Consider the following 23,959-nt stretch of genomic DNA (forward strand, 5'->3'; position numbering starts at 1 on the left):
GGATAAAAATAGGAAAACCTAGCCGTAGGGAGTGGAATGTTATGGGCAATGCGATACTTATTATTATCATCACTTTAACGATACATTCATTCATCCTCTATTTTGTCATAAAAAATGCTATGAATAATTCTGAATTAAATAATAGAATCACAAACTTAGAAGCAACGCTTAATACGCTAATGGAAGAGATAAAGAAAAAAGAGCGTGATCAATAGAAGTTTCATAGAACAACAATTGGTATGGCAATAGTACGGAAATCATTTTGTAAACAAGAAAAGCAGTGTACTTAAAAATTAGTACTAGATATTAATAGTAAGTGATAAAATAATAGTGTTGGATTAGCTTTTTCATAACATGAACAACGAAAGAGAGTGATCGAATGTATTATTTTGTTGCGAATATTATAAAATTCTTTTTGCGTTTGCGAGGGAAAATAGCGGTTTACAATAAGCAATATTTGCCTAAACAAGGTCCTTATGTGATTGCGTGTACACATACTGGATGGGTCGACATCTTTTATCTTGGAATCGCCCTTTTGCCCTCAAAAATTCATTATATGGCAAAAAAACAACTTTTTGAGAAAAGAATGCTGGGGTGGCTCCTTAAGAAGTTAAATGCTTTTCCGGTTGATAGAGATAACCCTGGGCCAAGTGTATTGAAAGTTCCGAAACGACTGTTATCAAACGGAGAAATTGTCGGAATTTTTCCAAGCGGAACAAGGACGAATGAGCAAATTGCTTTAAAACAAGGGGCAATCACAATTGCTCAGCGCTCAGAGGTGCCGATCATTCCAGTAGTTTATAATGGTCCAAATAATTTTAAGGAACTTTTTACTCGGAGAAAAGCGCATCTTATATTTGGGGAGCCTATTTATCTCACCTCAAAGGAGAAAGATTCAAGAACTTATTATACGGGGGTTTTAGAACAGAAGCTTGCGGAGTTGGAATCGCAATTATTGACTAGACTTAAGTAAGTTTAGCAATGTGTTTATTTTTATATTTGCAAAAAGCGAAGGGGAGTAAGTATTTTTTGATTCCAATCGAATTAATTGTTCAAAAACTAAAACATTTAGTAGATGATGATTGTCATGGTCAGAGAAAATTTATCCATGCTGATATTGAACTGTTAAGTAAGGCACTGTTTCTTAGTGATTTACCCGACGATATAATGAACTCTTATAAATGAACGGAATAATTGGGTCCACCAGGGTATTGGCGGACTCTTTTAGTTCATTTATTCATTTTGCGCAGGGCTGTACTTGGCGATAAGTGAAATGGTGGAGATGTGGCCATGAGTGGTTTATGAAAAGATACGCGATGGGAACCAGACTCAAACTGCTTGTTCGAATTTTAATAGTTTCGAAGATTGTCCTATGCTCTTGCTCCTTCTCAAGAACAATAAACGATATATGATTGATAGTTTAATCGGTAAGGAGTTATATTAGGAGAACTGATTTTGGTGAACAGAAAGATAAAGCGGTTGGCAATAGAACAGTCAAATCCTATTTACAGGTGGAGAAATAATGGGAAAAATATGAAACATATAAAACGATCTCTCGTCTAATAGAAGAGGTGATCGTATGCTGTTCAGTCTAATGGGACTGACCTTCGTTATTCATTTAATTGACACCCTAGCCTACTCTGTTCGTTTAAATTCAGTGAAAAGTGGGAAATATGCATTATCCTTATCACTATTTAACATATTTGTATTGGTGTCAAGGACAGCAAATATGTTTCAAGCTCCTTTAATCGGACTGCTTATCGGCATGAGTATCGCTAATCAAATGGATCCTATTAAAGAGATTAGGTTCGTTTTAGCGTCTGCAACGATGGGCACTTTAGTAGGTGTTGGTCTGATCCCAACTTTTCTAAAGCTGTTTTCAAAAGCAGTGGATAGACTTGAGGTTAAAGGTTCAGTTCCTTCAATTGTCGTTGAAGCACTAAGTGTTTCAAATATAAAGCGGATAGTAAAAAATACAACGAGACCGAAGAAAAGAATGATTAACAGCTTGCGATATCGAGAAATTCCCAAGCGATTTTTACTTTTAAATACTTTCATTACAGCGGTTTATACGATAGGAGTTATTTCAGCCTATTATGCAGCCTTCTTTGTAGGAGAAGACTATCGTTTGTCTGCCTCTGCCTCATCCGGAATGATTAACGGTATCGCTACGATTCTGCTTACTTTACTAGTAGATCCACAGGCAGCGATTATTACCGATCAGGCATTGAGGAAAAAGCGTCCCTATGGGGATGTCAAAGCGCTTGTCGTTTTATTAATTGCTACAAAGTTTCTGGGAACCATTTTAGGACAAGTATTAATTTATCCCGCTGCAATGATTATAGCTAGTTTTTACCATTAAGCGGTCGCCACAAGTTTGCTGGAAGAAAGGATTGAATTTATGGATGGTACAAGTTTGATGATGATGGCTTTTGTATGGGGAAGCTTGTTAGTATATTTCCTGATTCCCTTTGAAGCAAAGCGAAGAACATATTCAGATGTTAAAGAGAGTTTTGCCACTTGCTTAAAGCAGAGTTTTGTTGAGATTACATTTCACAAAAAAGCACTTTTTGCCTTTTTTTTAATAGCGATTACCGTCTTCGTTACTTCGTGGTCACAAAGCCAAGATCAGTTGTACAATGATTTACACGGAATAAGCCCTCAAACAAAATCCATTAACTATACTTTGGGAACTATTTTATACGCAGCGTGTATATATTTATTCATAATAGCTAGAAGGGCGCTAAAACATTTTAGAAGCACTGATTAACAAAGTTAGAGTGAAAACGATACTTCAATCGAACGTCTTAGGATAATGCAGATTAGGAGCGATCGATGTTGATTTTTGGCTCATTTCGTGTGAAACTTTGATTTCATACGAAATGAGCCTACCATAGCCTCGGCAGAAAAGCTTAACTATACTTGCTTGCAAACGGGATTAAATGCAGTGTCATTAACACAATGAGCCCAATGCCGGCCCCTAATTTTCCTAAAAATATAGTCTCGATGAACGTGGATGGAACAGAAAGAATGGAAGGTGAATGCAGATTTTAACATGGAAAACACGGGAAATCGCCGAAAAAGCATGTTGAAAATGAGATTTTACTTTCCCCTTAAAGTAATAACAATATTAGTATAAAATTTAGCATGGCGAAACAAACTAAAATTAAAAACAATAAAAGGAGTTCGCCATGTCAGATAAGACAAGTATTTCCGAACCATTAACATCAGTGGAAATGGGTAAACTATGGGCAACGTATATGGGAAACAATATGGCGCAATATATATTAACTTATTATCTTCAACATGTTGATGACAAGGACATAAAAAATTTATTGCAAGAGGCGTTAGGTCTAAGTGAAGAATTTGTAAAAACGGTTACGGAGATTTTTATAAAGGATCATATACCAATACCAAATGGTTTTTCCGAGGAAGATGTCAATTTAAATGCTCCTCGCTTGTTTCAAGATGAATTTTATGTACATTATTTAAAATACACTTCAAAAGCGGGAATGAGTATTTATAATGTGGCGATCCCACTTGTTTATAGAAAGGACGTTCAAGAATTTTTTAGGTATTGTATGGATTGCACTCTTGATTTAATAGAGAAAATAAAACATATTGCACTTGACAAAGGCTTCACAAAGAAACCTCCGCTCATCCCGACGCCTGAGAAGATCGAATTTGTTCATGAGGATTTTTTAAATGGATTTGTTGGACATGTGAGACCGATGCATGCGTTAGAAATTACCCATCTTTATGATTTAATTGAAAGTAATGTAACCAGTAAAGCATTAATTAGTGCCTTTTCTAAAGTAACAAAGGATGAAGAAATTCGAACTTTATTTGAAAGAGGAGAAAAAGTCACCACTAGGAATATTGAAAATTATATGAAAAAATTGCATGAAGAAAATTTACCTTCCCTTCCTTTTTTAAACGATTTGGTAACATCTTCTGCTTTTTCTCCTTTTTCAGATAAAATTATGCTGTACCATAAAATTGATATGTTTACGATAAAAATTAGAGCCTTTGGTAATGCCGTTGCTGTCAATGGAAGAAGAGATATTAGTATGATGTATACGAAGGCTTTATTGAGAAATGCAGCTTTTTTACAAGATGCAACGAAAATAATGATTGAGAAGGGCTGGTTTGAGAAGCCGCCAAGTTTGAAAGAGAAGGATAGCCCGAGCGCATAATGTTATAATCCATGGCAATGTGGAAAGCTGAAAAAAGAGTGCCTTTCCCTTTTCTAAAAATAAGGGTAAGGCATTCTTTTAAGGCAGATCTTCGAGTTTAATTGGGGTTACAATTTTATTTTCCCAATCCTTTCTAATTATGGCATAGCATAAGGAATCTGAAACACTTCCATCACTGTTTTCATTAATATCATGAATAGAAGGACTTGGATTTGGATGATATGTCCAATGATTTTCTGTCATGAAGTTGACTAATTCATCGTACTCATTGTTAAATATTCTAAAGGTATGTACATCCAATTTAATCCTTCCTTTCATAAATTTAGGTAAACTTAATTTGGAAAATTATCCGTTTTGGGAGAGAATTATAGGTATTAATTAATATGAAATTTTGTACTCATGGATCCAGTCAAAAAAGTGGTGTGAATTGCAAAAATGTTACCCTAATCCATTCTTTTAGTATTAATTATTTGCATTTTTTTACTTGGCCAGAATAAAAAGGGGAGTCTCGTTCTTCATTAACAACACTAAATGGATTACCATCTAAGTCAAAGAAATCAAAACTTTTCATTCCGCCAAAATCTTTAATTTTGGCTGTAGTGACTCCGTTATCGGTAAGTAATTGATATGCTTCATCAATATTGTCGACTACGAAGTTGAAGTATCCATTTTTCTCTTTACCTTTGATCACAAATTCAGAGGGTTGAGGAGATTCAACTTCCACCAATGCTAGCTGAGTTGAACCATTAGGAAAGTAGAAGCCCACCCCATCTTCCCAACGAGCCATTTTTTTTACCGCGAGATTTTTTTCAAACCAGTCAATCGACCTATCAAGATTTGTCACAGGGATAAAAATACTTCCTATTCTAAACATAGCAATCGCTCCTTTAAAATGATAAAGTTTAGTAAATATTAATTCGAATATTCGGTAAAGTAATTATCAAATTATTATAGTATTTCGATCAGGTGATCGATTTACTAGATGGATGTCCATGGAAATATATTTTGAAAAAATTATCGACCAGTTATATGAAAAAGGAGACGTGAAAAATATTGAATAATACAGAAGAGTACGATGACCCGATTCTATATGATAAGGAAAATGAATCTTATTTACCGGAGCTTCCATTTTTATTGAAATGGGCTTCTAAATCAACTGGACCAATTATTGATTTGGCTTGTGGGACAGGAAGAATCACGATTCCATTAGCGAAAAATGGTTATGAGCTAGTTGGAGTTGATATACATAAAGGAATGTTGGATGAAGCAAAAAGAAAATCAAACAGTCTAAATTTAGCGATTCAATGGGTACAGCAGGATTGCACAGAATTAGACTTGGGTTTAACGAGTACATTCATCTATTCAGTTGGGAATTCATTTCAACATTTCCTCACGAATGAGGAGCAAAATCATCTCCTTTCCTCCATCAATAAACATCTAAAGCATAATGGCATTTTTATTTTTGGGACAAAATTTCCAAATGCCGAAGAATTGCTGCAGCCAAACACGGAGGAGTATTGGCGAAGCTATATAGATAAGGAGACTTCCTATAAAGTTGATATGTACACAATCAGTAGCTATGATTCTCTCAAACAAGTTCAACATTATACGACCATTCGAAAATACTATGGTACAGATGGAAGCATAATCGATGAAAAAAGAACGAATATTAGCTTAAGATATGTTTTTCCCAAGGAAATGGAGAGATTGCTCTCCACTCATGGATTTGAAATTGTACACCTTTATTCAGATTGGAAAGAAACTCCGATCAGTCAGAATAGTGATGGAATGATTTATGTTTGCAGGAAAATCTTTTGACAAGAGGGGGAGCAGGAAATGATGATAAGACAAATAACTCCTACTGATGCTGAAAGCTTTGTCAATTTAATTCATCAAGTCGAGCGTGAATCCCCGTTTATGCTGTTTGAAGCTGGTGAACGAAATGCAAAGTCAGAAGATGTAAGAAAAAGAATTGATGCAATTGATAAAACCACTAATTCAACGATTTTTGTTGCCGAAGTGGATCAAGAATTAGTCGGTTATTTAATGGCAGTTGGGGGAGAACCTAAGCGAAAGAAATACTGTGTATATATAGTCGTCGGGATTTTAGCGCAGCATCAGGGAAAAGGAATTGGGAAACGTTTGTTTGAAGGTTTGGAGGGCTGGGCCAAAGAACAAAATATTCGTCGCTTGGAGCTAACCGTTATTACTCAAAATGAAGCAGCTATTGGTTTGTATAAAAAAATGGGTTTTGAAATTGAAGGAATAAAAAGAGACTCGTTGTATGTGAACGGAGAATTTGTTGACGAATACTATATGTCCATGCTTCTCTAAAAACGAATGGAGGGTACAAGTAGTTTAATCTAAAACAATGAAAAGATGATTAATAAAAAAGCCAATGGTTTCTATGCTTGAGGAGACATTGGCTTTTCAGGTTGTTCAAGGCCTCCAATTCATGGAGGTCTTAATTTTTGTCAAAATTATAAACAAATTAATTTTCTCATAGTAAAAGTTGACATATGTGTTATTAGTGTATATAGTATCTATGTACACTAATAACGGCTTGAGGGGTAAAAAGTGAATATAATAATATCAAATTTTTCGGGTGAACCCATTTACTTACAAATCGTAAACCAATTAAAAGAGCTCATAATAAAGGGAGTATTGGAGGAATCACAAAAACTTCCGTCAATAAGAAATTTAGCGAAAGAGCTTAAAATTAGTGTTATTACAGCTCAGAGGGCCTATGACGAACTTGAAAGGGAAGGGTTTATCTATACAGTCGTTGGTAAAGGTTCTTATGTTGCTTCAATTAACAAAGAAATGTACCGAGAAACCAAAACAAAAATAGTAGAAGAAAAATTGAGTGAAGCTATCAAACATGCAAAGCAAGCAGGGCTTACTGAGGAAGAGCTAAAAGGCATACTTAATCATTTAATTGAGGGTGATAGGGTTGAATAAAATTTTAGAAATTACAAACCTATGTAAAAACTACAAAGACTTTTCCATAAAAAATGTGAATTTCTCTCTTGAGAGAGGTTATATTATGGGTTTCATCGGGCCTAATGGAGCCGGTAAAAGTACAATCATCAAACTAATTATGAACCTAATCAAGAGAGACAGTGGGAATATTAATATATTTGGGCTCGATAATAAGAAAAACGAAATTGCGGTTAAGGAAAGAATTGGGTTTGTATATGATGAAAATCATTTTTATGAAGATTTAACAGTTCAAGAAATGAAGAATATTATTCGTCCATTTTACAGTCAATGGGATGAAAATTTATTCAAAAGATATGTGAAAGACTTCGGATTGCCTTCAAAAAAACAAATCAAACATTTATCAAAAGGGATGAAAATGAAATTTTCCTTAGCGATTGCCCTTTCTCATAATGCCGAATTGTTGTTAATGGATGAGCCGACTTCTGGTTTGGATCCTCTAATTAGAAGTGAGTTATTAGATGTTTTACAGTCATTAATGCAAGATGAAAACAAATCTGTTTTCTTTTCCACTCATATTACATCTGACCTAGATAAAATAGCGGATTACATTACTTTAGTTAACAATGGTGAGGTTATTTTAAGTAAAACGAAGGAAGAACTTTTGGAGGAATATTGTGTGGTAAAAGGCAGTAAAGATAAACTTGATTCAAACATAGCAAATCGTTTTATTGGAATTAAGGAAAATCAATATGGTTTTGAAGCGCTATCACAAAATAAGGATGAGATACTTCAATACCTTGGAGATTCGGTTATCATTGAAAAACCAACATTAGAAGATATTATGGTCTTTTCCACAAGAAGGAGTGATCAACATGTATCATCTTATTAAAAAAGACGTGATCATGCAAAAAAGAGCAATCGGATTATCCTTGCTATTTATTTTCTTTTTTACCTTCACTTTATCGGAAATTGGCCCTTCCGGATTGGTAGTAAACATCTTAGCAGTAACATATATGTTGGCTCTAGGAGCAAGCGCAGTGGAAGACAAAAATAATAGTGATCTTATGTTAGTTAGTCTCCCGATCAAAAAAGATACTATTGTTTCTTCAAAATATATTTCCGTATATATTTTTGCTCTTTACGCAGCTATTGTGAATTATTTAATTTATTTGATTGTGAATCAATTAAACCTGCCTATAAAGGTTCTTCCTTTTACTTCTGGCGGATTTTTCTTTTCCCTTGTTGCGGTAAGCTTATTTTGCTCTATTACTTTGCCGTTAATATTTAAATATGGCTTTCTGAAATCGAGAGTGATAAGTATTATTTTGTTCTTCGTATTTATAGCGGGAGGGTCAACTTTAGTTGATAATCTTAGTAAAAAAGAAGATTCGATCCTCATTCAAAAAATTTCAACTTTATTTCATTCATCATCAGATGCTCAAATAGCTCTGTTATTATTTATTCCAGTTGTAATCATTCTATTCATTTCGTATCTCATTTCACTTAACTTTTACAAAAATCGAGAGTTTTAAAAGGGAGTTATATGAAATAATTGGGTAGAGTGATGAGTCTGACGGCAATTATATAAAAACTGAACGATCGCAAGTGTAAGAAAATCTCTTTTAATTGGTTAGTCAAAAAGAGGAGATTTTCTTCTTTTTTTAATTGGAACAACCCTTGCGGGAAAAGCGAAGAGGCCAGTGAAGCTCCCTTCATTTTGGGACAACCTCTTTTAATTTTGCTTTGTTATATGTCGATGTTGACTTTTGTCTCATTTTTATTTTTAAAGGATATCCCACCTTCTATCTAGAAAAATAGAATGAGAAATTATTTGAGGAGAATTGTAGAATGATGAATGATATTGAGCGAATTATTTTGGACTTAGAACAGGTTAAACTAAATCAGTATTGGCCAGGTTTTGAAAAGGTTGCCTATGCATTATACGATGAAACCAGTGCCTATATTTTTAACCATCCTAACTTTGACAATCAGCAAGTGGTGGATAAAAAGGAACAATTTCATGCTTGTACCCTCATCATGTATGAAGGCTACCCAACAGCGATTGTTGATCTCAGGCTGTTTAAACATTACGAAGACTTGTATTCGATCCTTGTTCATGAATTATTTCACGGCTATCAACATTTAAAGGGAGAAAAACGATTTCCAGATGAACTGATGGGAATCTCCTATCCTATAACGGTGGAAAACGTGGAATTGCGAAATCAGGAACGATTGAGTCTTTTTCATGCTTTAATGGAAAAGGAGCCGCTAACAAAGAAAGAGTACCTCAATACATTTATCGCTCGCAGACAACAAAGAGAATTACAGCTTGGGGCGTACCTTGAGTATGAGAATTTAATAGAAACGATAGAAGGCCCTGCATGGTATGTGGAATTTCATGCTTATTATGAAACGAGTCAACTTGAATTTTCTACAGTTTTACAAAAGTATGGTGAACCATTGATAAATCAATATCAATCGACGGTAAACATTCGCCGCAGCTGCTATAGTTCTGGCTTGTTTATGTGTCTATTGTTGGATGAGTTATCACCAGGATGGAAGGAAAACTTTTTTAGTACGGAAAAAACCATCTATCAATACGTGAAGGAGCTTAGCGTTTTTGACGCTCCCTTTCGGACTATTGAAGTCAGTTCTGACACAGAGAGGGTTGTTCATGCTGTTTTCCAAAATAAGGAGGCTGAATTTACCATGTTTAACGAGGAAGAAGGCATTCATCTCATGATTATTGGAAAGATGGAGGCAACCTCTTTTGACCCCATGAATATTGTGATGTTTGCGGGCAAAGTTTTACATAAAAATTTCCTCAAAGTTAAAATCCAAGAAAGAGAATATTTATTCGCTCAACCAGTCGTTGCATACGGTGAGAAACTTCGACAATTTGATAAACTTCAACTCAAATTAGAGCAAGAACCGATAGAGCGAGATTCCTCTCTTTTTATCGAGGGGATTGGTGATATTAAAGGGACGGTTGAGAAGAAGGGAAATCAGCTTTACTTATACATTGAGGATTGACTGTCCCCTTAGGGATTGGCTTATGATCCTGATGAGGTGATGAACATGTTGATCAATGAAGTGTGTAAAGAATGTTCTTTAACAAAAAAAGCGATCGAATATTATGAAAAGCAAGGGCTTATTCGCCCAAAGATTGAAGAAAACGGATATCGGAACTATAGTGCTGAGGATGTTTTGGTTTTAAAAGAAATATTCGTTCTCCGGAATTTAGGGCTCGGCATCCCTGAAATCAAAGATATCATTTCAAGTAGTGATAAGCATGCAGCATTATCCAAATATAAGTATTTGAAGGAATTGGAGAAGCAAAGAATTGATAAGCAACAAAAGGGTCTTGAATTGTTAATAGAAAATTATCAGGTCGAGCCGGTCAAGCAATATATCGAGGAGCAGCTTAGCCCCCTTTTAACTATCAAGGAAAAACTCGCTCAGTCCTTCCCAGGTGGTTATGGAATTTACCTCTCGGTTCATTTCGGAAGATTTTTAAACGAAACGATTAATAGTAATGAGAAGAAAAGGGCCTATCAAGAGATTCTTAGCTTTCTCGATCATTTAGAAATCAATGAGGAAATCGAGGAGTTCTTAAAGAGCTCCATGGCTCTTTTTGAGCAGGAAGACTTAGAGAACATGGATACGGTTCTTTTTACTGCAGTTGAGAACATTGAGGAGTATATGGAAACAAATAAGCAAAGGATTGAGAAGTACATTCGTTTTCGCGAATTTGAAGAATATAAGTCTACAGATGCATATAAAATGCAGCAGCTCCTATTAGAATTTCAGAAACAAAGCGGGTACACCGACATATTTATCACTAATTTAAAAATTTTAAGCGACTCTTATCGTGATTATTATAAAAAGTTAGAAGAGGCAAATGAGCGATTTATTAAGAGCTTTCCGCAAATGAGCAAAGGGGAGGTTCCTTGATTATATGGAAATAGAAAAGGATTTGTCTTAAAGTAGCACAAATCTTGAAGCAGCTTAATAGGCTTTGTTATATGTCAATCTTGATTTTTGATTTATTTCATGTGAAACTAGGGTTTCGCATAGCATATTTATAAAGTTGAAGCACTCTTTTAGTATAGGCTCAGCCATGTTTATGAAAAAAAATAAATATCTCCTTGACTTTCAAACTGTATTAACCATATAATACATATATCGGGTGTATTATATGGTTAATACATAAGCAAGGGACGCAGGTTTCTTCCATTTTTTTGTTGATGGTGTATTAACCGAATGATACAGTACTTTTTAAACTTTTTGTTTGAATGAGCTGAGGAAAAAAATTTTGCTACCACTGTATTAATCGTTTGATACATATGATTTTTTTGCCCAATCTGTATTAATCCATTAATACATCATTTTCATGGAATCACACATTTTGTTATTAGGAGATGGATCTATTGAAAATTAAGTTTAACAACCGGGATCCTGTATACGTGCAAGTTATTCGACATTTTAAGGAGCAAATGGCGACAGGGATTATTGAACCAGGTCAGGAGATTCCTTCCAGAAGAGAGCTGGCGAATCAATTGAAGATTAATCCAAACACAGCGCAGCGGGCGTATAAAGAAATGGAGGAAGAGGGCTTGATTTTTACTGAAGGAAATTTACCAAGTCGGATGACGACAGACGAAAAAGTGTTCCAGGCGGTACGAAGCGAATTAATTTTAGAAGCAGTGGATGCTTTTGTCAATGCAGTTAGAACGATAAATGTGCCATTAGATGAAGTTTTGCCAATCATCGAGCAAAAATATAAAAAAGAGTGTAATGAATAGGGGGGATTTGACTGTGATTGAACTAAAAAATGTAACGAAAAAATTTGGCAAGAAGCAGGTTTTAAAAGGTGTTTCGTTTACAGCGGAGAAAGGAAAGATAACTTGTTTAATTGGAATTAACGGTGTAGGGAAAACAACGATTATGAAGGCAATTATGGCTCTTACTCCGATAGATAGTGGCGAAATACTGATTAATGGAGAAAAACTTAATAAAGGCAGCTATGAAAAAGTCACTTTTATTCCTGATGCGATTACAATGTTGCCAAGTATGAAAATTAGTGAAGCTTTTACATTCATGGCAGATTTCTATAACAGCTGGAACATGGAAAGGGCAAAGGAGCTTCTGAAGTTTTTTAACTTGAATGAAACGGACCGTATTTCTGAACTTTCAAAAGGGAACACCGCAAAAGTAAACCTTATTCTTGGATTGGCCTTGGATGTTGATTATATCTTAATGGATGAGCCTTTTTCTGGAATTGATATATTTAGTCGAGAGCAGATTGCTGATGTGTTTACAAGTCATTTAACTGAAGATCGAGGAGTTATTATTACAACGCATGAAATCAATGATATTGAGCATTTAATCGATAAGGCGGTGCTGCTTGATAATGGTGTGATTTTAAAAGAATTCGATACGGAAGAGATTAGGGAAACCGAGGGGAAATCTGTTGTTGATGTGATGAGAGAGGTGTATCGAGGATGAACCGTTATTTGAAGCTAGTGAATTTTGAGTTTGAACGCTTTTTTCGCTTTTATCTTATTTTAATAGGGATTACAATCCTTTCAGAAATAATTGGAATTATCGTAAAATCAAAAGCTTATTTGAATCAGGCTCACCAAGAAATTAATGTGAATTTAATGCCGCAAAGCGAGTTTATTGAGCAATTCGGGAGAATGTCTATGTATAATTTTTCACAATCGGGCTGGTTTATGGGGCCAATTGCTCTCTGTATCGTGACTTTATTAATTTATGTGTTTTTTATTTGGTATCGTGACTGGTTTGGAAAAAACACATTTAGTTATCGCTTATTTATGCTGCCGACGGAGCGGATTAATATTTATTTTGCAAAAGCAACAACGATTATTTTGTTTGTTTTAGGTCTTGTTGCACTACAGATTCTATTATTCCCGATTGAAAGCCAATTGTTAAAATGGCTCGTTCCATCCGAGTTTCGCATTGATATGACTGTGCCTGAAATTACTGAAAATCTATATTTCTTATATTTATTATTTCCGAAGACACTGATTGAATTTATCCTCTATTATGGAACGGGAATAATTGCCTTATTTGTTATTTTTACAGCTATCCTATTTGAACGTTCGTACCGTTTAAAAGGCATCTTCTATGCCATCATTTATGTTGCTGTTTCCATTCTCGTCTTTTTAGGACCTGCATTATTTGATGCGTTTGTTCTTAAAGGATATTTCTATACAATCGAATTATTCTTGCTAGAAATTGGGGCAGCCTTGCTCGTTTTAGCTGGTGCTATATGGGTAGGGAACAAGCTCATCAAGCATAAAATTAGGGTATAAGGGAGTGAGTTAGATGAAACGTTATTGGAAAATTAGTTTAATTTCAATCGTAATGGTCATTGTGCTGGGAACATATTTTATACAATCAAGCTTAGCTGCGAAAAATGATGTGAATATCAACTTTGAAAAAATAAGTGGCGATGACGCTGAATTGAATGACTTAATTATATATGGTGATTATCAACTTGGCGATATGCTCCAATCTTTTAAGCAAGTCTCAAAGGAAGAAACAGTCATCTTCAATAATCAATCTTTTCTGGAACAATTGCTTCATACTACTGCTAATCCGGTTTTACTAAAATTAATTGATGAACACCGAAATTTTATGAGAGGAAAGGATTTAATAACAAACAATTTTTATGAAGATGAGAATTTATTAGCTTATGCGACAATAAAGAGCAAGAATCCTTTTTCTTCAGTTAGAAGCTTCTCTTTTGAAATGGAAGTATTAAATAAAAAATCAAACAAGACAATCAAAGTTGAGTATGATATTCCCGAAAAAGAACGGGTTAGCTGGATTGAGATCGTAAATGTCGAAGTAATCAATGAGCAAATAAAGGTCATGTCACAAACCTCTCTCCTCGATGGTGGAAGCGAATTAAGTGTGTATACTTTTGATCTGAAAGCGAAAAATTTCGTAAATAAAGAAGAAATTCTCTCAACATCACATACCGAGAATAGGTGGGAAGGTTTAAGAGTGGTTCGAGATTATTCTTCTATAGGAGGAAAGAACTATGTCTTGATGTTGAAAGAGAATTCCGAAATTAAACAGGTTGAGGAAAATGGCTATTACTATCAGGAAGAGGAACTGATTGCAAAGGAACAATATGTGCTGAACGTTGAGACAAATGAATATAAAGAAATTAAAAAATCAGATGAAGAACTCCGCTTTGACTCAGCAGTGATCGTTGGTTCCTCCATCTTCGTTCCAGTTCTGTTGGAAAAAGGCTTCGAATTGCATCAATATGATATTGAAAAGGACGAATGGAGCGCGAAAGAGGTATTTAATCGACCTGATATGAAAAATGGTTTTGAATCCAGCTTCTTAAAGTTGATGAATGGAAAATTTTATTTAACGTATTTATCAAATGACGGTCACAGTCTTTTTATTGGGGATATGGAAACAGGCGAAACCTTATACGAAGGAAAGCTAAAAGTCGATAGTGCAAATTACAGCGAAGACAGTCTTAATATACATGATATTGAGTAATGATCGACGTTTGAAGAAAGAACGAGAAGGAAATTTTATTTCATTTCTCTAAAAAGATAGGTTTTGGTGATGAAGATGAGAGAGAATCTTAATGGTATTCAATTTGAAGAAATCGTGAATATGTATAGTCTTGAGTTAAAAAAATTAGCGTGGAAATATGTAATGGACTCATATCTTGTGGAAGATATTGTTCAAGAGGTTTTCATAAAATGTTATCTCCATCAGGAACAATTAGAAAGCTTCCATTCGATTAAAGGGTGGTTATACACAATAACGAGAAATCAATGTATGGATCATTTAAGAACAAGTTATCACCAAAGAGTGGTACCAACCTCCGAATTCTTTATTGCCAATGAACAGACACCAGAATCAGAAGTGATGACTCAACAGCTTGGGGAGGAAGTTCATAAGCAAATGAACAGCCTCCCTGACAAATATCAAGAAATTTTATATTTGGCGTATATGAAAGATTTGAAAATGAAAGAGATCGAACAATATTTGAATATTAACATCTCGACTGTAAAAACAAGACTTTTTCGCGCAAAACGTCTATTAAGGCAATCAATGAACTAAAAATCCAAACAGCGGGGTTTGGGTTTCTTTTTCAAGCAAATTCCGCTAAATTTCTAACAAACTTTAGTCGGTCATTAAGATATTTTCATGAAGGAAGCCCCTTCGATTAATCCTCGCAGAACAATTCGACCTTCAATTGTCCTGCGATTTAATTTGTCTGGGCAACCGAAGCATTTGCAATTAGAAGGTTGATGAATATCCATTATGCTTCCTTTGCAAACCTTCTTTTATTGCGTAACAGCTTCCATCTAACTGATACATACTATTGTCGATACTGAAAATAATACTTGTATGGTTATCCTTTTCTAACGGAAGGAGTGAACACCTCTAACTGCTATTAGAGGATATATAATGAAAAATATCGCTGACATGGTTCATATAGGTGAGTTAATAGCTGTTTCTCAAGTTTTTCAACTAAATCCTTTTCAGATGGTAACTTCAATAGAAAAGGGCTTGGTAGAAGTATTTGAAACAAAGGAAGATTTTTTAGCTAAATATGGAGTTAAAGAAACGTATGATGAATTAGATGATTGGTGTGAGTTAAACAATGGTAAGCTTTTTACTAAATTAAAGTAGAAGTCAGTGTATCCAGGTGATGATTGCTCCATTAACGTCATTATCCGTTTCATTAGTTACAGCCGTTTTTAAGCTCAATAAAAACTTAAAACAAGAAATTGTTTTTTGCCGAGTTTAGACGTAAGAATCAAAGTGTTGTAAGAATGATAAGGCGCTTAATTTTTCCTCTTTTCAGCTCGAAACGCTGGAATGCTCCTAATAAAAGAGTAATGTTGGTCACCCTTTGCTTTTGGAGCTGTTGCGTTTTCGTTGTGAATTTTGATATTGTTCACAAACGATGATCAATGAACCAGTTATTAATAAAATGATGCTTAATGTATAAGGAACCCAGCCAATGATTTCCCCTAGTACTATTGCAAGTTTGCCAGGCGGATCACTCCAACCTGATAAATTAGGAATGTATAAAGCAATTGCCAGATGCATGATGCCAAATAATATGATTCCTGTAAAAAATAAAAAGTAGCCTAAACGGGTTAAGTCTTTATTCATCTAATCTCTCCTATAGTTTATCGAAATAAACAATTAAGTACTTTTATTATCATATTTGTTAAGCTGGGAACTGAGCGGCGTGCTCATTAAAAAAGGATTATTCCATTTGTTCTATACTTTTTCGGACGATTTCCACCATATCATCTTCGGCGCCGAGACTAAAGTTAAAGAAAACACCACTTCCTCCGCCAGCGCCAATTGCTGATATGAAAATAGTATTGTGAGAACCGACTACAGTAAGGCTTAAGCTAGCCCTGTTGCCATTTCTCATAAAATATTTATCATAGACTCGAACGGCTATTTTAGTATCTTCAATCGTGTAGTTGCTTTCTGCGACTAACTTCATACTTATTCCACTGTTGTTAATATCATTTTGCAATTGGTTGATTACCTCTTCAAACTTACCATTAATCGTTTTTTCATACTTTGCCATATGGACACCATCCTACCTATAGTCTTTCTAATTCTATGGAATTAGAGGCTTTATATTAAAAAGGCCTGAAAATCAAGGCTGTACACGAAATGAGCCCAAAACCGCTTTATCAACCATTCTGATGAACAAAGTCATTACTTTTAATATACATTTTTATTGCTGTTTTTCAAACTTATTTAGAAATAACGCGAATGAAATATCAATAGAAAATTAGCTTTACAGTGAGAAGTTTTGTTTTGGGAGAAGGATTCTAGCCTTTTGTATGGAAGTATTGAAGAAACAAAACTTTTTTGGATTGGAGAAATGGATGCAGACTAGATTGCTTGAAAAAATAAAGAATGTGCAAAATGAGAATGAATTTTCTGGTTCTGTCTTGGTTGCAAATGAGATGGAGCAGATAATAGAGCTAAGCTTTGGCTATGCAAATCGCTCCGAGCAACTAAAAAATCATTATGCTACACGCTTCGGAATTGCATCAGGGTGTAAGATATTTACAGCCGTTGGCATTTGTCAATTAGTGGAGAAGGGAAAACTATCATTTTCAACAAGATTGGATGAGTGTCTCAATGTTGAATTTCCTCATTTTGATAAGAGAATAACGATTCATCATCTATTAACACATACTGCAGGAATTCCCGATTACTTTGATGAGGAAGTGATGGACGACTTCGAAGAATTGTGGCTTGATAATCCAATGTATAAAATAAGAAGCTTGCGAGATTTTCTGCCATTATTTCAGAATAAGCCAATGAAATTAAATGTTGGAGAGAGATTTCACTATAATAACGCTGGTTATATTTTATTAGGTTTGATTATTGAACAAGCAAGTGGTCAGGCCTTTTCCGATTACATTCAAACAAACATTTTTCCTCAAGCTGACATGATGGAATCAGGTTATTTTGAGTTTGATGCACTTCCGTCTAACACGTCAGTTGGTTATATTGATTTTCCTGATGGAACATGGAAAACCAATATTTATTCGTTACCTGCCAAAGGCGGTTCAGATGGCGGTGCATATGTGACCGTAAACGATATGGGGAAGTTCTGGAATGCCCTTGTGAACGGACATATCATTAGGAAAGAAACACTTGAGCAAATGCTCACCCCACACGCTCAAGCAGATGAAGAAGAAGATCATTATGGCTATGGTGTTTGGATTGAGAAGAAAGGGAAAGAGGTGCACAAATATCACGTGATGGGTTATGACCCTGGTGTAAGCTTTCATTCTGCTTTTTATCCTAGTGACTGTATAACTGTGGTTGTTTGTTCCAATAAATCTGAAGGTGCATACGGGGTGATGAAAGGAATTGAACAAATTATCTCAGAAGAAAGAAACAAGTGAAAGCTTTTCAGCTTAGAATTGGGTGAGTGAATGAAAGGATGGAAGAATCCTATTTTGCTAATTTTAGGAATAGGGATTTCTTATTTGGGAAATTGGATCTATTTAATTGCTTTAAATTTATCCATTTTAGAGTTAACCGGTTCGGCGGCTGCTGTGGCAGGCTTATATATTATAAGACCGATTGCTATTTTACTGACAAACACTTGGGCTGGGAGTGTTATAGACAGGGTAAACAAGCGAAGATTAATGATAATGATTGATCTGGTCAGGGGTTTGCTTGTATTTTGCATTCCGTTTATCGGCTCATTGTTGATCATTTACGCGTTACTATTGTTGATTAATATCGTTGGAGCTTTCTTTGGACCAAGTTCAACAGTATATATAGCAAAATTGGTTCCTCAGGAAAATCGAAAAAGATTTAATTCAATCATGAGTATGACCAATTCAGGCGCCTTCCTGTTAGGTCCGGCGATAGCAGGTGTTCTCATTATGTACTTCGGAACCGAATTGTGCATGATGATTAATGCGGTCACTTTTTTAGTCTGTGCGTTTTTTATATTTCTTCTTCCGAATGTTGAGGAAGGACAGCATCGTAACAGAGAGCGTGTAGGCTGGCAGCTATTAATAAATGATTGGCGGACAGTGACAACCTATGTAATGAAGGCGAAGTTTTTTATGATTGTTTATGCCTTATTTCAAACTGCGATGTTAATTGGTTTTGCCCTTGATTCACAAGAGGTTACATTCATTAAACAAATTTTGCAATTATCAGATTGGGAGTATGGGGTGATTGTAAGTATTACTGGCGTTGGGGCATTAGCAGGTGCTTTTGTTTCTGCAGTAATCGCTAAAAAAGTACCCTTGAAATGGTACTTAGGAGCAGGGATGTTTTTAACATCGGTTGGATATGCGTGGTTTTATTCCTCGAACAGCTTTATAACAGCAACGGCAGCCTTTGTTTTTCTCGGTTTTTTTATGGCCTTTGCCAATGCGGGCTATGCAACCTTTTTCCAAAACAATGTCCCTGTAAGCATTATGGGGCGATTTGGAAGCATGGCCGATATGCTGCAAGGTATCGTTCAAATTGGTTTTACCCTAATTTTAGGTTTTCTTGCGGAATGGTTTTCTTTACAACTAGTGTGCCTAATCTTTTCGGTTGTCGGGGCTTGCTTCGCACTGGCACTTCTTATCACAGTTTTGCTGCCCTTAAAGCAAGGAAATGCTTTAAGGGATTAGCGCATGAATTTTTTAAGCTTTTTGCAACTTCATGTGATATTCTATCTTTGCTTAATATTAAAGTGCAGTTTTTTATTTAAGGGAGGATAAGCGAAAAATGGAGTACATAAGAATAACAAGTATAGATGATCCGCTGTTTGAGCAAATGCATCAGCTAATGCAAAATATTTTTCCACCAGAAGAAGTATTGGAGTTTGAGCTATGGAGGGAGCCGTTAGAAGATCCGGGAATTAGGGTTTTTGTTGCTGTGCACGAAGGAAAAGTGGTTGGAGCAACAGAATATCGCTATTATGAGAATTTTAATGTCGCAATGACAGATTTTACGATTATCGGCGAAGCCGGACTTGGTATCGGCCCTTTTTTAGCCAATAAGAGAGCAGACGATTTAAAAGCGTTAGCGGAAACAAATGGAAAACAGCTATTTGGCATGTTTGCAGAAATTTATGATCCATATCGGGTCGAGCACTATGAATTTGGTGGCGTCAAACCGATGGACCCTTATGTGCGCCGTGAAGTGTTGTCTCATTTAGGCTATCGCCGTTTAGATTTTCCATATGTGCATCCGTCTTGGAATAATGATGGAGAAGCAGTTAAGGGGTTAGACCTTTCTTTTTTAACGATAGACCCTGAAGTGAATGAAATCAAGGCAGAGCTCGTGGTGGCATTTTTAAAAAGATATTACACCGTGTTACCAAACAAGCCTCAGAAGTGGTTGGATATGATTGCAAACTTAGAAACGGAAGAAACCGTTGCGTTAAAACCATTTTAATAGGTTGAATACTGAGTTTCGCCGATATATTGTTTTTTTCGCTGATAAATTTGCTTTTTCGCCGATATATTTTTTAAAACGCCGATATAATCCAAGTTTCGCCGATATATGAAAAAAAGCGCCGATAAATATATGTATGGATAAAAAGTGTTTAAGCAAGTGATAAGGAGCTAGGACATAATAGCTTCAAATCATGAGAAAGGTGAATTTGAGTACGCTCAAATTCACCTTTCTCTATTTTGTTCTTCTTTATTTATGATGTCTTGAACGATATCTTCAATCGTGACACCGCTCAAAACCTTTTCCAGAGCTAATTGAGCGGTTGCTAAAATAGGGGCAATCGCATCTTGAATGTTCCGACCGACAAGGCATTGCGGATTTGAATTTTCATGGATGTTAAATAATTCGTTGTCCTGAACGACATCAACTGCTTTGTACACATCCAATAAAGTAATTTCCGATAAGTTTTTAGCAAGCTTTGCTCCCGCAATTCCTGGATGGACCTCCACTAGTTTAGCTTTTTTTAACATGCCGACAATTTTTCTTATTAGTGCGGGATTTGTATTCACACTGGCGGCGATATATTCTGAAGAGCTAACTCCTTCTTTATTAAACTCAATCAAGGTTAATATATGAACGCCTACAGCAAAACGGCTGCTGATCGACATAGAGAATCACCAACTTTATGAGAGTTTTAAGGCTATTATACGATATGACTATTATTATACTAAATAGAAAGCACTACATGAAATAGGTAATGATTGTGTAAAATTCTTGACAGGATTTATGGTTGTAATTAAAATGGTTACAGGTAATCATAAAAAATTGATCGGGGGAAAAGAAGATGAAAATGTTAGTAACTGGAGCAACCGGGAAGCTTGGCAGCAAAATAGTGGAAACTTTGCTACAAACAGTACCTGTAGAACAATTAGCAGTCAGTGTTCGTGAGCCAAAGAAAGCAGAAGGACTGCTGCAGCGTGGAGTCGAGGTCCGTCAAGGGGATTTTGACTATCCAGAAACATTGGATTCAGCTTTTGCAGGAATTGAGCGTTTGTTGCTGATTTCAGCCGATGGTGATAATGATACAAGAATTCGCCAGCATTTCAACGCAGTAGCTGCAGCGGAACGGGCTGGAGTTCGCTTTATTGCTTATACGAGCATTGCCAATGCACAGGAAAGCACGAATTCCATGGCACCGGTGCATAAAGCAACCGAGGAAGCAATTTTGAAGACAGGGATTCCCTACTCCTTCTTGCGCAATAACTGGTATTTGGAGAATGAAATTCCAAGTATTCAAGGTGTTGTAGCTGGTGCCCCGTGGGTAACTTCAGCAGGAGAGGGAAAGGTTGGTTGGGCGCTGCAGCAGGATTATGCGGAAGCGGCTGCTAAGGTGCTTGCTGGTGAGGGACATGAAAAAACGACCTATGAACTTTCTGGACCACTCTTATCACAGCAGGAACTTGTCACAGCAATTGGAGAAGTATTGGGTAAAGAGGTAACAATGCAAAAAGTGGATGATGCTACTTATGGTGAAATCATGAAGAGTGCTGGACTGCCAGATTTCCTCATTCCAATGCTGGTCAATATTCAAAAGGACATACGTGAAGGCTCACTAGCAATAGAGAGTGAAGATTTCGCTAAAGTTCTTGGTCGGTCAACAACACCAATAAAAGAAGCACTTACGCAAATTGTCAATGGGATTGAAGCAGAATAATAAATAAAACCGGCTTCCTTTTGGAGGTCGGTTTCGTTGTCAATATTAGTGATTATCGTTCAATCTCCTTAATGATTTTTGCGGGATTACCACCTACAACAACGTTGTCTGGTATATCCTTCGTCACGACTGCCCCGGAAGCAATAACGGCATTATTTCCGATTGTGACGCCAGGATTAATGATCGCATTGCCGCCAATCCACACATTATTTCCAATTGAAATCGGCTTTGCATATTCTTTTCCTGAATTACGTTCATGGGGATGAAGTGGATGTGTCGCTGTATAGATTTGTACACCGGGGGCAAGCATGCAATTATCACCAATGCGTACTTCACATACATCTAGAATGGTACAGTCAAAATTAGCAAAAAAATTCTCTCCGACATGGGTGTTATACCCGTAATCAAAACGGATATTCGGTTCCATATAGATATGATCACCTGTTGATCCAAGCAATTCTTTTAATAAACTGGTTCGTTTTTCTCCCTCAGTTTCTAACGTTTGATTGTAAATTCGAACCTTGCGTCTTGCCTCCTCACGTTCTTTTACTAAAACTGGATCGGCTGGATTGTACATTTCACCTGCTAGCATTTTTTCTTTTTCTGAGCGCATAATTGTTGCTCCTTTCCTGAATATATTATTGCGTTTTGTAATATGCCGTTTTTTGAGTCATTACGTGTGAAACCTTGGTTTCGCATGAGGAGAACCAAAAGTCTTTAGTAAAAAAACGTTAAAAAGACGGGGGTGTAACAGAAAATAAGATGGAAGCTGTTTGTTCAAATATATTTTCCCATTTATGACGCATATGTGCGGGGATTTTAACGCTATCGCCCGTTTCTAATATATACTCCTCACGATCTAAATAGATTTTGATTTTCCCTTCAAGCACATAGGCGATTTCCTCCCCTTTATGCTCCAGCAGCTTTTCAGACGATACGGTTTTCGGAGGTATATTCATAATGGCTGTAGCCAATGTACCTGTGAAATTTGGGGAAATGAGTTCGTATGTTAAGCCATCGACAATCATTTCCTTGCGCTGTTTCGATCTTACCACTAAATCGGCAGTAGGGGTATCCTCAAGTAAAAAACTAAAAGTAGGTACATCAAGAGCCTTCGCGAGTATCTTTAACGTTTGGATCGATGGATTAGCTAGGCCGCGTTCTATTTGACTTAACATGGATGGAGTTATCTCAGCTGTCTTGGCCAACTTCCTGCTACTCAGCCCCTTCTCTTCGCGATACTTCTTCACTTTATTACCGATATTTATATTTTCCATGATTCCTCCGCCTTTTTGTTTACATTAAATTTAATGGTCATTAAAAAATTACTAAACAACAATATCATTCTATGTTAAGTTATATTTAATATAATTAAATTATATTTTGTGTAGAGTTTTATTTCAATGAGTAGGGGTGTTTAAAATGAATGATTTCTTGACCTTTTTATTGTTATCACTTTTTGTTGTCATGAGTCCAGGGATAGATACGGCGCTGATTACAAAAAGAACGATTTCAGATGGTAGAAAAGATGGCTATAAAATGGCGCTAGGAATTACGACTGGTTCATTGGTTCATACAGTGGCAGCAGCTTTTGGTCTTTCGGCAATCCTCATGCAGTCCGCTCTTGCTTTTGAAATTGTAAAATATATTGGTGCTATTTATCTTATCTATCTTGGAGCATCTTCTTTTATCAAAAAGGAGAAGGATAGCAAGTCCGACCTTGGGGAAAATGGAAGGAAATCACCTTACACGCAAGGGCTGTTATCGAATGTTCTAAATCCAAAAGTGGCGATGTTTTTCATCACTTTTCTTCCCCAATTTGTGAATGGTTCAGGCAATGTAACGATACAACTTATTACAATGGGAGTTGTGTACACGATTTTATCGATTATATGGTTTTTTGTTTATGTGTTTTTCATCAATTATTTGCGAGAATGGTTAATGTCAGCGAAGGTTCAAAGAATCATGGACAAAACAACAGGGCTTATCCTCATAGGGTTCGGCTTGAAGCTAGCGTTCGAGAAAAGGTAAGGTGAGTGCATGAAGGAAAATTGAATAATGAGCTTTCGGTTGCAAATGGTATGCAGAAAATTGGAGATAAAGTAAGCCGTCAAGGTAAAAAAAGCAATTATGACTTACT

The 23,959-nt window shown here is 35.9% G+C and carries 31 protein-coding genes; 24 read left to right on the plus strand and 7 right to left on the minus strand.

Features of this window, described 5'->3' with window-relative positions:
- Window positions 1-41 precede the first annotated feature (41 nt).
- From NST02_RS05740 to NST02_RS05765, 6 genes are all read left to right on the plus strand, one after another.
- Window positions 42-215 (plus strand): hypothetical protein, encoded by a 174-nt coding sequence (locus NST02_RS05740; RefSeq protein WP_170211359.1) that lies wholly within the window; start codon window positions 42-44, stop codon window positions 213-215.
- 164 nt (window positions 216-379) lie between these two features.
- A complete protein-coding gene (locus NST02_RS05745) occupies window positions 380-973 on the plus strand; it encodes a lysophospholipid acyltransferase family protein (protein WP_095310686.1) in 594 nt (197 codons plus the stop codon).
- A 56-nt stretch (window positions 974-1,029) separates the two neighbouring features.
- Complete coding sequence (locus tag NST02_RS05750) at window positions 1,030-1,185, plus strand: hypothetical protein (RefSeq protein WP_170211360.1); 156 nt, start codon at window positions 1,030-1,032, stop codon at window positions 1,183-1,185.
- Between the two features lie 394 nt (window positions 1,186-1,579).
- Window positions 1,580-2,362: a lipid II flippase Amj family protein gene (locus NST02_RS05755; protein ID WP_095310685.1), complete on the plus strand. Its 783-nt coding sequence runs from the start codon at window positions 1,580-1,582 to the stop codon at window positions 2,360-2,362.
- 39 nt (window positions 2,363-2,401) lie between these two features.
- Window positions 2,402-2,770: a hypothetical protein gene (locus tag NST02_RS05760; RefSeq protein ID WP_095310683.1), complete on the plus strand. Its 369-nt coding sequence runs from the start codon at window positions 2,402-2,404 to the stop codon at window positions 2,768-2,770.
- A 421-nt stretch (window positions 2,771-3,191) separates the two neighbouring features.
- On the plus strand, window positions 3,192-4,196 hold the full coding sequence (locus NST02_RS05765; RefSeq protein WP_095310681.1) for a DUF3231 family protein: 1,005 nt from the start codon (window positions 3,192-3,194) through the stop codon (window positions 4,194-4,196).
- Window positions 4,197-4,274: 78 nt separating this feature from the next.
- On the opposite strand, the gene NST02_RS05770 is transcribed toward NST02_RS05765, so the two are convergent.
- Both NST02_RS05770 and NST02_RS05775 read right to left on the minus strand, forming a co-directional pair.
- Window positions 4,275-4,496 carry a hypothetical protein gene (locus NST02_RS05770; protein ID WP_340948408.1) on the minus strand — a complete coding sequence of 74 codons (222 nt, stop codon included), beginning with the start codon at window positions 4,494-4,496 and terminating at the stop codon, window positions 4,275-4,277.
- Between the two features lie 166 nt (window positions 4,497-4,662).
- The gene (locus tag NST02_RS05775; protein ID WP_340948409.1) at window positions 4,663-5,070 is read right to left on the minus strand and encodes a VOC family protein; all 408 of its coding nucleotides are present in this window, start codon (window positions 5,068-5,070) and stop codon (window positions 4,663-4,665) included.
- Window positions 5,071-5,249: 179 nt separating this feature from the next.
- Between NST02_RS05775 and NST02_RS05780 the strand changes: the two genes are divergently transcribed.
- The 13 genes from NST02_RS05780 (at window position 5,250) to NST02_RS05840 (ending at window position 15,836) form a co-directional block, all read left to right on the plus strand.
- Window positions 5,250-6,014 (plus strand): class I SAM-dependent methyltransferase, encoded by a 765-nt coding sequence (locus tag NST02_RS05780; RefSeq protein ID WP_340948410.1) that lies wholly within the window; start codon window positions 5,250-5,252, stop codon window positions 6,012-6,014.
- A gap of 18 nt (window positions 6,015-6,032) precedes the next feature.
- Window positions 6,033-6,530: a GNAT family N-acetyltransferase gene (locus NST02_RS05785; protein WP_137744453.1), complete on the plus strand. Its 498-nt coding sequence runs from the start codon at window positions 6,033-6,035 to the stop codon at window positions 6,528-6,530.
- 243 nt (window positions 6,531-6,773) lie between these two features.
- The gene (locus tag NST02_RS05790; protein ID WP_095310673.1) at window positions 6,774-7,157 is read left to right on the plus strand and encodes a GntR family transcriptional regulator; all 384 of its coding nucleotides are present in this window, start codon (window positions 6,774-6,776) and stop codon (window positions 7,155-7,157) included.
- A 1-nt stretch (window position 7,158) separates the two neighbouring features.
- The gene (locus tag NST02_RS05795; RefSeq protein WP_211344136.1) at window positions 7,159-8,028 is read left to right on the plus strand and encodes an ABC transporter ATP-binding protein; all 870 of its coding nucleotides are present in this window, start codon (window positions 7,159-7,161) and stop codon (window positions 8,026-8,028) included.
- The gene (locus NST02_RS05800; protein ID WP_340948411.1) at window positions 8,012-8,671 is read left to right on the plus strand and encodes an ABC-2 transporter permease; all 660 of its coding nucleotides are present in this window, start codon (window positions 8,012-8,014) and stop codon (window positions 8,669-8,671) included. Before NST02_RS05795 ends, NST02_RS05800 begins: the two co-directional genes overlap by 17 nt.
- Before the next feature lie 316 nt (window positions 8,672-8,987).
- Window positions 8,988-10,172 carry a hypothetical protein gene (locus NST02_RS05805; protein WP_340948413.1) on the plus strand — a complete coding sequence of 395 codons (1,185 nt, stop codon included), beginning with the start codon at window positions 8,988-8,990 and terminating at the stop codon, window positions 10,170-10,172.
- 45 nt (window positions 10,173-10,217) lie between these two features.
- The gene (locus tag NST02_RS05810; protein ID WP_212933648.1) at window positions 10,218-11,093 is read left to right on the plus strand and encodes a MerR family transcriptional regulator; all 876 of its coding nucleotides are present in this window, start codon (window positions 10,218-10,220) and stop codon (window positions 11,091-11,093) included.
- Window positions 11,094-11,569: 476 nt separating this feature from the next.
- Complete coding sequence (locus NST02_RS05815; protein ID WP_340948416.1) at window positions 11,570-11,944, plus strand: GntR family transcriptional regulator; 375 nt, start codon at window positions 11,570-11,572, stop codon at window positions 11,942-11,944.
- A 13-nt stretch (window positions 11,945-11,957) separates the two neighbouring features.
- Window positions 11,958-12,647: an ABC transporter ATP-binding protein gene (locus NST02_RS05820; protein WP_340948418.1), complete on the plus strand. Its 690-nt coding sequence runs from the start codon at window positions 11,958-11,960 to the stop codon at window positions 12,645-12,647.
- Entirely contained in the window at window positions 12,644-13,477 is an 834-nt protein-coding gene (locus NST02_RS05825; protein ID WP_340948419.1) for a hypothetical protein, read from the plus strand. Before NST02_RS05820 ends, NST02_RS05825 begins: the two co-directional genes overlap by 4 nt.
- 13 nt (window positions 13,478-13,490) lie before the next feature.
- Window positions 13,491-14,687 (plus strand): hypothetical protein, encoded by a 1,197-nt coding sequence (locus tag NST02_RS05830; RefSeq protein WP_340948421.1) that lies wholly within the window; start codon window positions 13,491-13,493, stop codon window positions 14,685-14,687.
- Window positions 14,688-14,762: 75 nt separating this feature from the next.
- Window positions 14,763-15,260, plus strand: coding sequence for an RNA polymerase sigma factor (locus NST02_RS05835; protein WP_170211361.1), 498 nt, complete (start codon window positions 14,763-14,765; stop codon window positions 15,258-15,260).
- Window positions 15,261-15,611: 351 nt separating this feature from the next.
- Window positions 15,612-15,836, plus strand: a complete 225-nt coding sequence (locus NST02_RS05840) for a hypothetical protein (protein ID WP_137744458.1) — start codon at window positions 15,612-15,614, stop codon at window positions 15,834-15,836.
- 216 nt (window positions 15,837-16,052) lie between these two features.
- Here NST02_RS05840 and NST02_RS05845 read toward each other — a convergent pair whose 3' ends face one another.
- Both NST02_RS05845 and NST02_RS05850 read right to left on the minus strand, forming a co-directional pair.
- On the minus strand, window positions 16,053-16,325 hold the full coding sequence (locus NST02_RS05845; protein ID WP_137744459.1) for a hypothetical protein: 273 nt from the start codon (window positions 16,323-16,325) through the stop codon (window positions 16,053-16,055).
- Between the two features lie 97 nt (window positions 16,326-16,422).
- A complete protein-coding gene (locus tag NST02_RS05850; RefSeq protein ID WP_137744460.1) occupies window positions 16,423-16,758 on the minus strand; it encodes a DUF6054 family protein in 336 nt (111 codons plus the stop codon).
- A 307-nt stretch (window positions 16,759-17,065) separates the two neighbouring features.
- On the opposite strand from NST02_RS05850, the gene NST02_RS05855 reads away from it, so the two are divergent.
- The 3 genes from NST02_RS05855 to NST02_RS05865 all read left to right on the plus strand — a co-directional run bounded on the left by NST02_RS05855 (window position 17,066) and on the right by NST02_RS05865 (window position 20,105).
- Window positions 17,066-18,100: a serine hydrolase domain-containing protein gene (locus NST02_RS05855; protein ID WP_137744461.1), complete on the plus strand. Its 1,035-nt coding sequence runs from the start codon at window positions 17,066-17,068 to the stop codon at window positions 18,098-18,100.
- Window positions 18,101-18,130: 30 nt separating this feature from the next.
- A complete protein-coding gene (locus NST02_RS05860; RefSeq protein WP_137744462.1) occupies window positions 18,131-19,336 on the plus strand; it encodes an MFS transporter in 1,206 nt (401 codons plus the stop codon).
- A gap of 97 nt (window positions 19,337-19,433) precedes the next feature.
- Window positions 19,434-20,105, plus strand: a complete 672-nt coding sequence (locus NST02_RS05865; RefSeq protein ID WP_340948426.1) for a GNAT family N-acetyltransferase — start codon at window positions 19,434-19,436, stop codon at window positions 20,103-20,105.
- Window positions 20,106-20,329: 224 nt separating this feature from the next.
- Here NST02_RS05865 and NST02_RS05870 read toward each other — a convergent pair whose 3' ends face one another.
- Window positions 20,330-20,773 carry an Rrf2 family transcriptional regulator gene (locus NST02_RS05870; protein WP_095310629.1) on the minus strand — a complete coding sequence of 148 codons (444 nt, stop codon included), beginning with the start codon at window positions 20,771-20,773 and terminating at the stop codon, window positions 20,330-20,332.
- A 176-nt stretch (window positions 20,774-20,949) separates the two neighbouring features.
- Between NST02_RS05870 and NST02_RS05875 the strand changes: the two genes are divergently transcribed.
- Window positions 20,950-21,819, plus strand: a complete 870-nt coding sequence (locus NST02_RS05875; protein WP_095310627.1) for an SDR family oxidoreductase — start codon at window positions 20,950-20,952, stop codon at window positions 21,817-21,819.
- A 52-nt stretch (window positions 21,820-21,871) separates the two neighbouring features.
- On the opposite strand, the gene NST02_RS05880 is transcribed toward NST02_RS05875, so the two are convergent.
- Window positions 21,872-22,432 carry a sugar O-acetyltransferase gene (locus NST02_RS05880; protein WP_095310625.1) on the minus strand — a complete coding sequence of 187 codons (561 nt, stop codon included), beginning with the start codon at window positions 22,430-22,432 and terminating at the stop codon, window positions 21,872-21,874.
- Between the two features lie 118 nt (window positions 22,433-22,550).
- The gene (locus NST02_RS05885) at window positions 22,551-23,096 is read right to left on the minus strand and encodes a helix-turn-helix domain-containing protein (protein ID WP_137744464.1); all 546 of its coding nucleotides are present in this window, start codon (window positions 23,094-23,096) and stop codon (window positions 22,551-22,553) included.
- 145 nt (window positions 23,097-23,241) lie between these two features.
- Here NST02_RS05885 and NST02_RS05890 point away from each other — a divergent pair, with 145 nt between their 5' ends.
- On the plus strand, window positions 23,242-23,850 hold the full coding sequence (locus tag NST02_RS05890; protein ID WP_095310621.1) for a LysE family translocator: 609 nt from the start codon (window positions 23,242-23,244) through the stop codon (window positions 23,848-23,850).
- The last annotated feature ends 109 nt before the right edge of the window (window positions 23,851-23,959 follow it).

Origin of the sequence: Robertmurraya sp. FSL W8-0741, from assembly GCF_038004005.1 — a bacterium.
Lineage (GTDB): Bacteria > Bacillota > Bacilli > Bacillales > Cytobacillaceae > Robertmurraya > Robertmurraya siralis.